The organism is Janthinobacterium violaceinigrum (assembly GCF_009208555.1).
Lineage (GTDB): Bacteria > Pseudomonadota > Gammaproteobacteria > Burkholderiales > Burkholderiaceae_D > Janthinobacterium > Janthinobacterium violaceinigrum.
Map to the genome: position 1 here is coordinate 1 of NZ_WFLI01000033.1, position 13,452 is coordinate 13,452.

The following is a 13,452-nucleotide window of genomic DNA, read 5'->3' on the forward strand; positions in this document are numbered from 1 at the left end:
CGCGCCAGCCGGGCGCCGCCAGCGCCGCATCGGGGCCCAGCCGGCCTGTCGTGTCGCGCAGCATCTGCAGGTGGCCGCTGGCGGACACGGGCTTCCCGCTGGCCGGCAGCACCAGGGGCGCCGGCGCGGCAAGTGCAGTCTGGGGAAACAGGGCGGTAAACAACAGGCAAATGGCGAGCAGGATTTTCATGGCGAGGCAGCTTACCACGGTCAGCGGGGCAGTCAGAAAGACAACTTCCCGGCCCCACGGCGATCGGTTATCCTTGCGCCATGTTGAACCTCATCCTGCTTGAAGACGAAGCCGTGCTGCGCCACGAGTTGACCGAGTTTCTCGGCGATTGCGGCTACCGCGTCAGCGCCGTGGCCGACCTGGCCGCCTTCCACGCCTGCTACGCGCCTGCCGTGCACCGCATTGCCATCATCGACCTGGGCTTGCCCGATGGCGAAGGCATGGTGCTGGTGCGCGCCTTGCGCGCGCAGGGGCAGCCCGTCGGCATCGTCGTGTTTACGGCGCGCGGGGCCACGCAGGACAAGGTCAACGGACTGGGCGGTGGTGCCGACTACTACCTGCCCAAGAGCGCCGACCTCGACGAGCTGGCCGCCACCCTGGGCGCGCTGGCGCGCCGTCTCGGTGCGCCGCCTGCCGCCGCGCCGCCCTCCACGGCCTGGGTGCTGGAACTGGGACCGCGCCGCCTCTTGCCGCCCGGCTGCGGCGCCATTGCGCTGTCGCAACAGGACGTCACCGTGCTGCACGCGCTGATGGCCGAGCCGGAACGCATCGTCAGCCGCCAGCAGATCGTGCAATCGCTGGGCGAGGATTTTCTCACCTACGACCAGCGCCGCCTGGACACCCAGATCAGCCGCTTGCGCCGCAAGGCCGAACAGGCGGCGGGCCTGGCCCTGCCCATCAATACCGCCCGCAATGCCGGCTATCGCTTCTTTGCCGACGCCGAAGTGCGCCCCTGAACGGCCCGTCTGCCGCTGCTGAGCAGCTGTGGATAAGCTTGTCGATAAGTGGGTTGGCAACTTGTTGGCAAGCTGTGCGCAAGCGGTGTACAAGCGGTGCACAAGTTTCGCTGTGGATACTTTGTCTTGCCTGTCTGTCGCTCTTCATGGACGGCGCAGCGCCTGCCCTGGCCGCCGATGGCCGTTCCTAGCGTGTTTCCTGCCATCTCTTGGCGTACTGCCCTTGCCTGTATCCGTGATGCCTGTGCAGGCGCTTGTGTATAAGTTTGTGCATAAGCGTCGCATAAGCGGTGGAAAAGCACGGTATAAATCTGTGGGCAAGCGGTGGGTAAGTTAAATCAAGGAAATCACACAGCGATGCGCGTCTCGAATTTGCTGCGGAACGTGGAGAAATAGCTTTTCACGTTGCGCACATTCGCGTGCGCGGCAAACAGGCGGTGCGCCAGCGCGTGGTAGGCGGGCATGTCGGCCACCTGCACCATCAGCACGAAATCGGGCCCGGGCGAGACGCGGTAGCATTGCAGCACGGCGGGCTCGTCCGCTACGAGCTGCTCGAATTCCGCCATGCGTTCCGCCGCCTGCACATCGAGCGTGATTTCCACGATGGCCGTCAGGCGCGCGCCCACCAGTTGCGGCGCGACGATGGCCACCTGCCGTTCGATGACGCCGCTCTCGGTCAAATGCTTGACGCGCCGCAAGCAGGTGGGCGCCGAAACGTGCACGGATCGCGCCAGCTCACTGTTGGTTTGCGATGCATCAACTTGCAAGGCATTCAGGATGCGACGATCGATCTCGTCCAGGGTAATGTTGCTATCGCTCATGATTATAATGAATTGGAAAATAAAAAGATTCTAAATGAAATAATATTTCACCGTAAAATGATGATGAAATATTCAGTCAAAAATACCATGATTTAGAAAGCTTATTTCATTCACTCTGCATTAGCATGCTGGCATTGATTAAATTTTAGACAGAGGTTTCCATGTGCGGCATCGTCGGCGCGGTAGCGCAACGTAATATCACTCCCATCCTGCTCGAAGGCTTGAAGCGCCTGGAATACCGCGGCTACGATTCCTGCGGCATCGCCCTGCATGCCGATGGCCGTTTGCAGCGTTCGCGCTCCACCGCGCGCGTGGCCGAGCTGGAAAAGCAGATCGCCGAAGAAGGCTTGAGCGGCTTTACGGGCATCGCCCACACGCGCTGGGCCACACATGGCGCCCCGGTCTCGTTCAATGCCCACCCGCACTTTTCCCCAACGGAAGAGAGCCCCCGCGTGGCGCTGGTGCATAACGGCATCATCGAAAACCACGACGAGCTGCGCGCCGAACTGACGGCCCTCGGCTACGTCTTCCAGAGCCAGACGGACACGGAAGTGATCGCCCACCTGGTCGAGCACATGTACAACGGCGACCTGTTTGAAACCGTGCAGCAGGCCGTCAAACGCCTGGACGGCGCGTATGCGATTGCCGTCTTCTGCCGCGACGAGCCGCACCGCGTGGTGGCCGCGCGCCAGGGCTCGCCCCTGATCGTCGGCCTGGGCAACGGTGAAAACTTCGTCGCGTCCGACGCCATGGCCTTGGCCGGCACGACGGACCAGATCATCTACCTGGAAGAAGGCGACGTGGTCGACCTGCAACTGTCGCGCTGCTGGATCGTTGACGTCGATGGCAAGCCCGTCGAGCGCGAAGTGAAAACCGTGCATGCGCACACGGGCGCGGCCGAGCTGGGCCCGTACCGCCACTACATGCAGAAGGAAATTTTTGAGCAGCCGCGCGCCATTGGCGACACGCTCGAAGGCGTGACGGGCATCATGCCGGAACTGTTCGGCGACAATGCCTATGCCATCTTCAAGCAGATCGACCGCGTGCTGATCCTTGCCTGCGGCACCAGCTCGTATGCGGGCATGACGGCCAAGTACTGGATCGAAGCGATCGCCAAGGTGCCCGTCAGCGTGGAAGTGGCCAGCGAATACCGCTACCGCGACAGTGTGCCGCACCCGAACACCCTGGTCGTCACCATTTCGCAAAGCGGCGAAACGGCCGACACCCTGGCCGCCCTGAAACATGCGCGCAGCCTGGGCATGCAGCACACCTTGACCATCTGCAACGTGGCCACCAGCGCCATGGTGCGCGAATGCGCGCTGGCCTACATCACGCGCGCCGGCGTGGAAGTGGGCGTGGCTTCGACCAAGGCGTTTACGACGCAGCTGGCGGGCCTGTTCCTGCTGACCCTGTGCCTGGCGCAAGTCAACGGCCGCCTGGACGAAGCACAGGAAGCGGCGCACCTGAAAGCCATGCGCCACCTGCCCGTCGCCATCGCTTCCGTGCTGGCGCTGGAGCCGCAGATCATCGCCTGGTCCGAGGAATTCGCGCGCAAGGAAAACGCCCTCTTCCTGGGCCGCGGTATGCACTACCCGATCGCCCTGGAAGGCGCCTTGAAACTGAAGGAAATCTCGTACATCCACGCCGAAGCGTATCCGGCCGGCGAACTGAAGCATGGCCCGCTGGCCCTGGTGACGAATGAAATGCCCGTCGTCACCATCGCGCCAAACGACGCGCTGATCGAAAAGCTGAAATCGAACATGCAGGAAGTGCGTGCCCGCGGCGGCCAGCTGTACGTCTTCGCCGACGTCGATTCGCGCATCAGCTCCGGCGAAGGCCTGCACGTGATCCGCCTGCCCGAGCACTACGGCGACCTGTCGCCGATCCTGCACGTGGTCGCGCTGCAATTGCTGGCCTATCACACGGCACTGGCACGCGGCACGGATGTGGACAAGCCACGCAATCTGGCCAAGTCGGTGACGGTGGAGTAAGCAGGCTGGATGTTGCCTGTCGCCGGCGGCGCGCTGCCGCCGGCGAGGCGCTCGTCAGCCAGAAGCCGGGTGGGGGCGGGAACGGTACTGTTCTATCCACTTCACGGACTGGGCGATGCCGCCAAAGGGAAAGAAATGCAGGCTGACCTTGCCATGTGCTTCGGTCAGCCCGGCGGCCAGGCGCTCGACAAACAGGTCCGGCCCCGCCGTGCCGAACAGCTTGCCGATGGACACGCCGTACTTGGACCACATCGAGGCGCAGGCGCTCACGCCGCACAAGGCCGCATAGCGGGCCAGCACCGCGATGCTCGCGGGGCCCGGCACGCCCACGCGCACCGGGTGTTCAATGCCGCGCGCGCGCAGCGCTTTGAGCCACGTCAATACAACGTCGGCATCAAACGCAAACTGCGTGACGATCAAGGGCGTCATGCCGCGCTGCACGATGCTGCGGCACTTGCGTTCAAGCACATTCCACTGATCGGCCGTACTCATGACCGGATGGCCTTCCGGGTGACCTCCCACGCCGATCACCTTGATGCCCGCGCGCTCGAACACGCCTGTGTCGATCAGCGCGGCACTGTCGGTAAACGGCCCCAGCGGGGTGGATGGATCGCCGGCGATCACAAAGCAGCGCTCGACGCCCGCTTCCGCGACGGCACGCTGGACGAACGACTCAAACCCGGCGAGCGAGGCGATGCGGCGCGCAGACAAGTGCGGCATGGGCTCGAAGCCCAGCCCGCGCACGGTCCGCACGGCGGCCAGCCGCGCGTCGTCGTCTTCGCGCGGCAGGTAGGGAATGGCAATCGTGGACGCGGGCACGATGCGGGGCGTCGCTGCGCTCAACGCGGGCATGTCCTTCGCACTGACTTCCAGGGAATAGGCGTGCGTGATGTTGCCAGAGGGCCTGGACTGAGCGGGATGCATCAACGGTTTGACCTTATTCGTTTTCTTGCGCGACGGCGATGGCCGGCTGGCGGGCCAGTGCGATGAAGGCCCGCACGTAGTCGATGGCGGTGTCCGTTTCGCGCGCCCCCAGGAAGATCTGCTTGGCCACGCCATGCACGCCCAGCCGCACGGGCACCACGTCCATCTTGAGCGCATATTCCTCGACCAGCCAGCGCGGCAGGGCGGCTACGCCGCGGCCGCTGGCCACCATCTGCAGCATGATGTCGGTGGTTTCGATGGCTTTGTGGCGCTTGGGCGTGACACCGGCCGGCAACAGGAACTGGTTATAGATGTCCAGGCGCTCGATGTCCACGGGGTAGCTGATCAGCACTTCCTGGGTCAGTTGCTGGGGCTTCACATAGGCGGCCGACGCCAGGGCATGGCCCTTGGCCACGACGAGCACCTGCTCGTAGTCGAACACGGGTTCAAATGTCAGCCCCGGCTTGTACAGCGGGTCGGGCGTGACCAGCAGGTCGATCTCGTAGCCGAAGAGCGCGCCGATCCCGCCGAACTGGAACTTCTGCTTGACGTCCACATCCACGTCGGGCCATGCGGTCAGATAGGGCGACACCACCTTCAGCAGCCACTGATAGCACGGGTGGCATTCCATGCCGATGCGCAGCGCACCGCGCTCGCCCTGCGCGAACTGGCCCAGGCGCTCTTCGGCCAGGTCCAGTTGCGGCAGCACCCGGTTCGCCACCGCCAGCAGATACTGGCCGGCCTGCGTCAGGCGCAGGTTGCGCCCTTCGCGCAGCCACACGTCGGTGCCCAGTTGCTGCTCCAGCTTTTTCATGCTGTGGCTCAGGGCCGACTGGGTCAGGTGCAGCACGCCCGCGGCGGCCGTCAATGACCCCTGTTTTTCGACCTGCTGGACGATGCTGAGGTGGATGCGTTCAAGCATTGAGATGAGCCATGTTCATGGATGTATGAAATAAGACCATTATACTTCATCGATCCCCGCCGCTATCATCGATCCCCTTGCTGCCGGCAGTTGTCGGCCCTCGCGCATCCATCCATATGAAAGCAAACATGACACGTCCACTGCGTTTAGTAGCGGTTTCCGGCGGGCTGCAACGCCCGTCCAAGGCTGCGGCCCTGGCGGGGCACCTGCTGGACCTGATCGCCGAGGCCGTCCCGTGCGAGCGGCGCCTGGTCGAACTGGGCCAGCTCGCACCGCAGTTGGCCGGCGCGAGCTGGCGATCGCAACTGCCCCATACGGTGGAGCGGGAACTTGCGGCGGTCGAGCAGGCGGACATCCTGGTGGTGGCAACCCCGGTCTTCCGCGGCTCCTACACGGGGCTGTTCAAGCACTTCTTCGATTTTATTGACCAGGATGCCCTGATCGACAAGCCCGTCCTGTTGGCGGCCACCGGCGGCAGCGAGCGCCATGCGCTGATGATCGACCACCAGTTACGGCCGCTGTTCAGCTTTTTCCAGGCACGCACCCTGCCGCTGGGCGTGTACGCGACCGACAAGGATTTCGCCGACTACCGCCTGCAGAACGAGGCCCTGATCCAGCGGGCCGCACTGGCGGTCCAGCGGGCATTGCCGTTGCTCGAATTGACGCGCCATGCGCGGCCAGCCGCCGCCAACGAAGCGGTCGCGGCCTGATACGCAGACCAGAACATTTTAAAACACTGAATCGGCCATCGCCAGATTCAGATTTTTTCGCAGACATCGGGACACCAGATCACCATGAGCAAAGACTTTACATTTAGCATCAAGAGCATTGTTTTCGATGAAAATTATCATCCAGCAGACAATACGCGCCTGACGACCAACTTTGCCAATCTGGCCAGGGGAAAGAGCCGTCAGGAAAACTTGCGCAACACCCTGAAAATGATCGACAGCCGCTTCAACAGTCTGGCGCATTGGGACAACCCGAAGGCGGACCGCTACTCTGTCGAACTCGAAATCATTTCCGTCGAGTTGAATATCGATGTCCAAGGCGGCAATATCCCATTGATCGAGATATTGAAACCGACCGTTATCGACAAAAAAACCGGAGAACGCATCGATGGCATCGCGGGGAATAATTTCTCCTCCTACGTGCGCGATTACGACTTCAGCGTCGTGCTGCCAGAGCACAACAATGATAAATCCACCTTCGGCGTTCCGGAGAATTTCGGCGACTTTCATGGCAAGCTGTTCAAACACTTTGTCCAATCCAATGCTTACAAGGAGCGCTTCAGCAAGCCGCCCGTCATCTGCATCAGCGCCTCGAGCAGCAAGACCTATCAGCGCACGGAAAATCATCACCCGATATTGGGCGTGGAGTATCAGCAGAACGAATTGTCCTCGACCGATCAATATTTCGAAAAAATGGGCTTGCAGGTGCGCTATTTCATGCCGCCAAACAGCTTGGCACCGTTGGCCTTTTATTTTGTCGGCGACCTGCTTGGCGACTACACGAATCTGGAGCTGATCGGCACCATCAGCACGATGGAGACATTCCAGAAGATTTACCGGCCCGAAATTTACAATGCCAATTCAGCGGCGGGGAAGTTGTATCAGCCTAGCCTGAAGAACCAGGATTACTCGCTGACGCAAATTGTGTATGACCGGGAAGAGCGCAGCCAGCTGGCTGTCAAGCAGGGAAAATATACAGAAGAGCATTTCATCAAGCCATACAAAAATATTCTTGAACAATGGGCTGCGACCACGCTCTCTCATTAACCCACATACACGAAATTACTGATCATGAAAAAATTATTGCCTACTTCGACTGCCGGCAGCCTGCCCAAACCTTCCTGGCTGGCACAGCCTGAAAAGCTGTGGTCCCCTTGGAAATTACAAGACGAGGAACTGGTTGAGGGAAAACAGGATGCGTTGCGTCTGTCGCTGCAGGAACAGCAGCACGCAGGCATCGATATCGTCAGCGACGGCGAACAAACCCGTCAGCATTTTGTCACCACGTTTATCGAGCATCTGAGCGGCGTGGATTTTGAAAAACGCGAGACCGTCAGAATCCGCGACCGCTACGATGCGAGCGTGCCGACCGTCGTCGGCGCCGTGAGTCGCCCCAAGCCCGTGTTTGTCGAAGACGCCCGGTTTTTACGCCAGCAAACCACGCAGCCCATCAAATGGGCGCTGCCAGGTCCGATGACGATGATCGATACGCTGTATGACAGCCATTACAAGAGCCGCGAAAAACTGGCCTGGGAATTCGCCAAGATCCTCAATCAGGAAGCCCGGGAATTGGAGGCTGCCGGCGTCGACATCATCCAGTTTGACGAACCCGCATTCAATGTTTTCTTTGATGAGGTGAATGACTGGGGCATTGCCACCCTGGAGCGGGCGATCGAAGGCCTCAAGTGCGAAACGGCCGTCCATATTTGCTATGGCTACGGCATCAAGGCCAATACGGACTGGAAAAATACGCTGGGGTCCGAGTGGCGTCAGTATGAAGAGTCGTTCCCCAAGCTGCAGCAATCGAGTATCGACATCATCTCGCTGGAATGCCAGAACTCGCGTGTTCCCATGGACCTGATTGAACTCATCCGCGGCAAAAAAGTGATGGTCGGCGCCATCGACGTGGCCTCCAACACCATTGAAACGCCGGAGGAAGTGGCCAGCACCCTGCGCAAAGCGCTGCAGTTTGTCGATGCCGACAAGCTTTATCCAAGCACCAACTGCGGCATGGCACCGCTGGCGCGCCGGGTCGCCAGAGGCAAACTGCATGCGCTCAGTGCCGGCGCAGAAATCATCCGCAGAGAAATCTCGTAACAGGATGCAGCCTATGCTGCATGACGCCACAGACACCGGCAGGTGTCTGTGGCGTTTTTAATGCGGCCTTAGAACTCTTCCCAGTCGGCAGAAGCCGTTGCTGCGGGCGCGGCTTTTCTGGCCGCCGGCACGCGCAGGGCGATGGCGTGCTGGCGCGGTGCTGGGGTCGCGGCGACTGGCGGCTTGTTTGCCGGTGCGCCGGCATCGAGCTTGAACGCGCTCACCACCTGCGCCAGGGTAGCCGCCTGCTCCTGCATGGCAGCGGCCGCCGCGGCAGACTCTTCCACCAGGGCCGCGTTTTGCTGGGTGACGTTGTCCATCTCGCTGATGGCCTGGTTGATTTGCTCGATGCCCGCCGTCTGTTCCGAGCTGGCCGAGGTGATCTCCTCCATGATATCGGTGACGCGGCGCACGCTGTCGACCAGGTCGCTCATGGTGCTGCCCGCTTGATGCACGAGCTCGCTGCCGGCCGCCACGCTCCGGGTCGAGTCGTCGATCAGTGTCTTGATTTCCTTTGCCGCCGCCGCCGAACGGTGCGCCAGGCTGCGCACTTCCGTGGCCACCACGGCAAAGCCGCGGCCCTGTTCTCCCGCGCGCGCCGCTTCCACGGCCGCGTTCAAGGCCAGGATGTTGGTCTGGAAGGCGATGCCGTCGATGACGCCGATGATGTCGGCAATTTTATTCGACGAGGCGTCGATCTGCCGCATGGTCGCCACCACTTGCGCGATGACGGCGCCGCCGCGCTGCGCCACGCCCGAGGCCGTGTCGGCCAGCACGTGCGCCTGGCGCGCATTGTCGGCATTTTGCCTGACGGTCGACGTCAGCTCTTCCATCGAGGACGCCGTCTCTTCCAGCGAGCTGGCTTGCTGCTCCGTGCGCGCAGACAGGTCCAGGCTGCCTGCCGCCACTTCGGACGACGCCGAGGCGATCGTTTCCGTGCCGGCGCGCACGGTGCCCACCGTTTGCGCCAGGTTGTCGTTCATGCGCTTGAGTGCCTGCAACAGCTGTCCCATTTCATCGCGCGCCTGCACGGTGATCTGGCTGCGCAAATCGCCTGCGGCCACCGTGTTGGCCAGCTGCAGCGCCGTGGCGACGGGACCGGTGATGGAGCGCGTGATGCCATATGCCAGGGCCGCCGCGATGGCCAGCGCGGCCAGCGACATGCCGATCAGCAAGGTGCGCGTATTGGCATAGGTGGCATTGGCGTTGTCGCCCGCCGCGTTGGCCAGGGTGTTTTGCAAGCTGATCTGTTCAGCGATCAATTGCTTGTAGACGAGCAATACGGGGCGCAGCTGGCCGTACAGGTAGGCGCTGCTATCGTCCGGCGTACCGCTCCTGATCAGTTCCAGCAGCACTTCCTGCCCCTGCGCGTAGCGCGTGTTGGCGTCGTTCATCTTGGCCAGCAACGCGCGTTCGCGGTCGGAATCGAGCATGGGGGCGAGCTTGCCGAGATTGCTGGCCGCCGCCTGGCGCGCGGCCAGGATGGCGTCCGTTTGCTTGCGCTGGTCGGCGGGATCGGCGCTGAGCATCATGTTGCGCAGGGCAATGGCGATGTCGTTGATGTTGGCCGACACGCTGTTGGCGAGTGCGATCTTGGGCATGCTGTCATGCACGATATGGCCGGTGCCCTGGTTGATCTTGCCCAGCATGGCGATGCCCAGGCAGGAAATGAGGATCAGCATGGCGCCGATGGCGCCAAAGCCTGTGGCGAGGCGCGTGCCGATGGTCAGGTGGGATAAAAACTTCATGGCGGTCTCAATACGGAGGGAATGGTGAAAAGGTCGGCGGCGTGCAGATGGGTGCCGCGCCGCCAAGCGGAGGACGATCCTAGACCTTTTCATGTGACATTTCCATAGGGCAATATGCCTAGATGCCCTCGGCGCGCACCTTAGATCCGCCCATCTGGCGGGCTGGCGCCGTTTTCAGCTATATTGACTGGCCATATGCCGGGACGGCGCCATCCGCGTGGTGCCGCCACCGTCGCCGTTGCGCCGGATGCGGCCGCTTACGACACCACCTTGTTTTCAGACAGCACTCATTTTTCCAGCCATAGGTCCGCATGACTTCTTTCCGCCTTCGCCTTCCCCCCTTCCTGCTGCCGCTGCTCTTGACCCTGCTGCTGGCGTGCTCGCTATCGGCGCCGCCGGCCTGGTCCCAGCCCGTCGATGACGCGGCCACGGCCGACCAGCGCCTCGATGGCTTGCGCAAGCAGATCACGACCATTCAGAAGGCGCTCGATGGCGAGGCCGATCTCGATGACGCAACTTTGTCGCAGATGCGCGCCGATGCGCTGGCCGCCAGCGCCGAGGCGGACAAGGTGGCCGAGTCGCTCGCGCCCACCCTGGCCAGCGTGCAGGCGCGGCTGGCCGAGCTGGGCAAGCCGGCAGCGGGCGTCAAGGATGCGCCGGACGTGGCGGCGCAGCGCAACCAGCTGGACCGTACCAGCAGCGCCCTCGATGCGCAGGTGAAGCTGGCGCGCCTGCTGGCCGTGGAAGCGACGCAGGCGTCGGAACAGGTGTCAACGGCGCGCCGCGCACAGCTGCAGGCGCGCCTGGGCGAGCGCACGGCCTCGATTTTGGCCGGTTCTTTCTGGAAACAGCTGCATGCCGAATTGCCGCAGAATCTGCAGCGCCTGCGGGCGCTGGAGCAGGAGCTGGCCAACGCGGCAAGCGCCACGCCATGGTCGGCCTGGGGCGGCTTGCTGGCCGGTATCGTGCTGGTGATCGGCGCCAGCGTCTGGGCGTCGCGCTATCTGCTGGTGATCACGGCCACGCGCGTGCCGCATGGCCGCTTGCGCCGTTCGCTGCATGCGCTGGCCGTGCTGGTGCTGGCGCTTGCCACGCCGGGGCTGGTGGCGGAATTGCTGGCCATGGGCTTGCGCTGGGATGGCGGCCTGTCCGACAAAACCTCGACTTTCCTCAGCAGCTTGATCGGCATCATCTGTTTTGCCGGTTTTACGGCGGGCCTGGGCCATGCGCTGCTGTCGCCCTGGCGCGTGTCGTGGCGTCTGCTGCCCCTGCCCGATGCGCTGGCGCACCGCTTGCGCCATTTTCCCTCGATGTTTTCCTTCATCGTCGTGCTCGTGTGGGCCACGGAGCGCGTCACCATCGTCATCAATGCGGGCTTGTCGACGGCCGTGGCCGTCAATTGCATCGTCGCCCTGGTGATGAGCACGACCATCGCCTACGGCCTGATGCGCGCCGAGCGCTGCTGGCGCCAGTTGCGCGAGGCCGATCCCGCCACCCTGGTCACGCCGTTGTGGCTGCGCTGTGTCACGGTGCTGCTGTGGCTGGCGCTGGCGTCCAGCGTCATCAGCTTGCTGGTCGGCTATGTGGCGTTCGGCAGTTTTATCGCCAAGCAAATCGCCTGGGTCATCGTGGTGGTGGGCAGCACTTATCTGCTGACGGTGCTGGTCGATGACATCTGCATGCTGCTGGCCTCCGCGCCGCCGCCGCCGGACGCGGCCCACCCCGTGCTGGCCACGCCCAAGGCGCGCGACCAGGCGGCCGTGCTGCTGTCGGGCATCGGCCGCGCCATCGTCGTGCTGCTGGCCCTGATGCTGCTGCTGGCGCCGTTCGGCGAAGGTCCGGGCGAACTGTTCCAGCGGGTGGGCAAGCTGCAGGATGGCCTGGCCATCGGCGAAGTGGCGATCCGCCCTGCCGCGCTGATCCAGGCCCTGCTGGTGCTGGTCGTGGGCTTTGTTGCGCTGGGCCTGTTTAAGCGCTGGCTGCAAAACAGTTATTTGCCGACCACCAATCTCGACACGGGCATGCAAGTGTCGTTCATCACCCTGTTCGGCTATATCGGCGGGGTACTGGCCGTGGCGCTGGCCCTGTCGGCGGCCGGCATCGGCCTGGAACGCATCGCGTGGGTGGCGTCGGCCTTGTCGGTGGGGATCGGTTTTGGCTTGCAGGCGGTGGTGCAGAACTTCGTGTCCGGCCTGATTCTATTGGCCGAGCGTCCCGTCAAGGTGGGCGACTGGGTGTCCCTGGGCGGCGTGGAAGGCGACATTCGCCGCATCAATGTGCGCGCCACCGAAATTCAGCTGGGCGACCGTTCCACGGTGATCGTGCCGAACTCGGAATTCATCACGAAAACGGTGCGCAACGTTACGCTGGCCAATCCGCTGGGCCTGGTGCAAGTCAAGCTGCCGTTGCCGCTGGGCACGGATGCGCAGGCGGCGCGCGCGCTGATTCTGTCCGCCTTTGTCGACAATCCCGACGTGCTCGATACGCCGGCGCCCAGCGTGCAGCTCGATGGCATCGACAATGGCTATCTGCTGTTCAACGCCACGGGCTTTGCCGCGTCGCCGCGCCTGAGCTCGGGCATTCGCAGCGCCCTGCTGTTCGAGCTGCTCAAGCGCCTGGACGCGGCGCATATCGCCATCGCCAAGCCCAGCACGATGGTGCTGAGCACGGTGCCGGCCCAGCCGGAGACGCCGGTGATGTCGGCCGTGGCGCCGGCACCCGCAGCGTCACCCGCGCCCGTGCCGCCGCTGACGAGCTAATCAGCGGACCGTCGACCACAGCAGCGCCGCCAGGTACAGGCCGATGCCGAACGCCGTGTGGGCCATCAGGCTGCGCAGGCGGGCGGCGTTCGGATGGGGCGTCTTGCTGGCGGCCAGGCCGGCACCCATGCCCGGCTGCAAGATGCAAAACGGCGCGGCCACGCTCAGCACGCCCGCCAGCAGGGCCGGTACCAGGGTCGGCTGCTGCGCCCATTCCTGCCCCGCCAGCGCCAGCAGCACGGCCGCAAACAGCACGCCGACCGCATAGTGAAACGTCCAGCCCACGATCGCTTCATCGCGCACGGGCGCCGCCTGGGCGATGTTGGCGTGGCTGAAGGTGCCGCGCGGCAAATGACCGAGCCAGCGTCCCACCATCGCAAAGTTCAGCGAGGGCAGGCACCAGAAGCGCTTTAACGCCACCGCCCACACATCCATTATCGCCGTCGCGCCCACGCCGATCGCCAGCGCATCGAGCCAGAGTATGTGCATTGTTGCC

The 13,452-nt window shown here is 63.3% G+C and carries 12 protein-coding genes; 6 read left to right on the forward strand and 6 right to left on the reverse strand.

Features of this window, described 5'->3' with window-relative positions:
- The coding region (locus tag GCN75_RS22335) for a hypothetical protein (RefSeq protein ID WP_152284347.1) at nucleotides 1-190 on the reverse strand (190 nt) is incomplete at its 3' end.
- Between the two features lie 80 nt (nucleotides 191-270).
- On the opposite strand from GCN75_RS22335, the gene GCN75_RS22340 reads away from it, so the two are divergent.
- Nucleotides 271-966 carry a response regulator transcription factor gene (locus tag GCN75_RS22340; protein ID WP_152284348.1) on the forward strand — a complete coding sequence of 232 codons (696 nt, stop codon included), beginning with the start codon at nucleotides 271-273 and terminating at the stop codon, nucleotides 964-966.
- A 347-nt stretch (nucleotides 967-1,313) separates the two neighbouring features.
- Here the strand turns inward: GCN75_RS22340 and GCN75_RS22345 are convergent, their stop codons facing one another.
- Nucleotides 1,314-1,787: an Lrp/AsnC family transcriptional regulator gene (locus GCN75_RS22345; protein WP_152284349.1), complete on the reverse strand. Its 474-nt coding sequence runs from the start codon at nucleotides 1,785-1,787 to the stop codon at nucleotides 1,314-1,316.
- A gap of 161 nt (nucleotides 1,788-1,948) precedes the next feature.
- On the opposite strand from GCN75_RS22345, the gene glmS reads away from it, so the two are divergent.
- Nucleotides 1,949-3,778: a glutamine--fructose-6-phosphate transaminase (isomerizing) gene (glmS, locus tag GCN75_RS22350; protein ID WP_152284350.1), complete on the forward strand. Its 1,830-nt coding sequence runs from the start codon at nucleotides 1,949-1,951 to the stop codon at nucleotides 3,776-3,778.
- A gap of 54 nt (nucleotides 3,779-3,832) precedes the next feature.
- Here glmS and GCN75_RS22355 read toward each other — a convergent pair whose 3' ends face one another.
- Both GCN75_RS22355 and GCN75_RS22360 read right to left on the reverse strand, forming a co-directional pair.
- The gene (locus GCN75_RS22355; RefSeq protein ID WP_226941518.1) at nucleotides 3,833-4,630 is read right to left on the reverse strand and encodes a methylenetetrahydrofolate reductase; all 798 of its coding nucleotides are present in this window, start codon (nucleotides 4,628-4,630) and stop codon (nucleotides 3,833-3,835) included.
- An 85-nt stretch (nucleotides 4,631-4,715) separates the two neighbouring features.
- Nucleotides 4,716-5,624 (reverse strand): LysR family transcriptional regulator, encoded by a 909-nt coding sequence (locus GCN75_RS22360; protein WP_152284352.1) that lies wholly within the window; start codon nucleotides 5,622-5,624, stop codon nucleotides 4,716-4,718.
- Nucleotides 5,625-5,752: 128 nt separating this feature from the next.
- Between GCN75_RS22360 and msuE the strand changes: the two genes are divergently transcribed.
- The 3 genes from msuE to GCN75_RS22375 all read left to right on the forward strand — a co-directional run bounded on the left by msuE (nucleotide 5,753) and on the right by GCN75_RS22375 (nucleotide 8,449).
- Nucleotides 5,753-6,334, forward strand: coding sequence for an FMN reductase (gene msuE, locus GCN75_RS22365; protein ID WP_152284353.1), 582 nt, complete (start codon nucleotides 5,753-5,755; stop codon nucleotides 6,332-6,334).
- Nucleotides 6,335-6,418: 84 nt separating this feature from the next.
- A complete protein-coding gene (locus tag GCN75_RS22370) occupies nucleotides 6,419-7,399 on the forward strand; it encodes a DUF1852 domain-containing protein (RefSeq protein WP_152284354.1) in 981 nt (326 codons plus the stop codon).
- Between the two features lie 24 nt (nucleotides 7,400-7,423).
- Nucleotides 7,424-8,449 carry a methionine synthase gene (locus GCN75_RS22375; RefSeq protein WP_152284355.1) on the forward strand — a complete coding sequence of 342 codons (1,026 nt, stop codon included), beginning with the start codon at nucleotides 7,424-7,426 and terminating at the stop codon, nucleotides 8,447-8,449.
- 68 nt (nucleotides 8,450-8,517) lie between these two features.
- On the opposite strand, the gene GCN75_RS29640 is transcribed toward GCN75_RS22375, so the two are convergent.
- Nucleotides 8,518-10,197, reverse strand: a complete 1,680-nt coding sequence (locus tag GCN75_RS29640) for a methyl-accepting chemotaxis protein (RefSeq protein ID WP_152284356.1) — start codon at nucleotides 10,195-10,197, stop codon at nucleotides 8,518-8,520.
- 311 nt (nucleotides 10,198-10,508) lie between these two features.
- Here GCN75_RS29640 and GCN75_RS22385 point away from each other — a divergent pair, with 311 nt between their 5' ends.
- Nucleotides 10,509-12,956, forward strand: coding sequence for a DUF3772 domain-containing protein (locus GCN75_RS22385; RefSeq protein WP_152284357.1), 2,448 nt, complete (start codon nucleotides 10,509-10,511; stop codon nucleotides 12,954-12,956).
- Here GCN75_RS22385 and GCN75_RS22390 read toward each other — a convergent pair whose 3' ends face one another.
- Nucleotides 12,957-13,445 (reverse strand): DUF2938 domain-containing protein, encoded by a 489-nt coding sequence (locus GCN75_RS22390; protein ID WP_152284358.1) that lies wholly within the window; start codon nucleotides 13,443-13,445, stop codon nucleotides 12,957-12,959.
- Nucleotides 13,446-13,452: the final 7 nt, after the last annotated feature.

Bases quoted from the DNA above. Each gene is read 5' to 3' on its own strand.
- GCN75_RS22340 (WP_152284348.1), top strand. From the start codon at position 271: ATGTTGAACCTCATCCTGCTTGAAGACGAAGCCGTGCTGCGCCACGAG.
- GCN75_RS22345 (WP_152284349.1), bottom strand. From the start codon at position 1,787: ATGAGCGATAGCAACATTACCCTGGACGAGATCGATCGTCGCATCCTG.
- glmS (WP_152284350.1), top strand. From the start codon at position 1,949: ATGTGCGGCATCGTCGGCGCGGTAGCGCAACGTAATATCACTCCCATC.
- GCN75_RS22355 (WP_226941518.1), bottom strand. From the start codon at position 4,630: ATGCCCGCGTTGAGCGCAGCGACGCCCCGCATCGTGCCCGCGTCCACG.
- GCN75_RS22360 (WP_152284352.1), bottom strand. From the start codon at position 5,624: ATGCTTGAACGCATCCACCTCAGCATCGTCCAGCAGGTCGAAAAACAG.
- msuE (WP_152284353.1), top strand. From the start codon at position 5,753: ATGACACGTCCACTGCGTTTAGTAGCGGTTTCCGGCGGGCTGCAACGC.
- GCN75_RS22370 (WP_152284354.1), top strand. From the start codon at position 6,419: ATGAGCAAAGACTTTACATTTAGCATCAAGAGCATTGTTTTCGATGAA.
- GCN75_RS22375 (WP_152284355.1), top strand. From the start codon at position 7,424: ATGAAAAAATTATTGCCTACTTCGACTGCCGGCAGCCTGCCCAAACCT.
- GCN75_RS29640 (WP_152284356.1), bottom strand. From the start codon at position 10,197: ATGAAGTTTTTATCCCACCTGACCATCGGCACGCGCCTCGCCACAGGC.
- GCN75_RS22385 (WP_152284357.1), top strand. From the start codon at position 10,509: ATGACTTCTTTCCGCCTTCGCCTTCCCCCCTTCCTGCTGCCGCTGCTC.
- GCN75_RS22390 (WP_152284358.1), bottom strand. From the start codon at position 13,445: ATGCACATACTCTGGCTCGATGCGCTGGCGATCGGCGTGGGCGCGACG.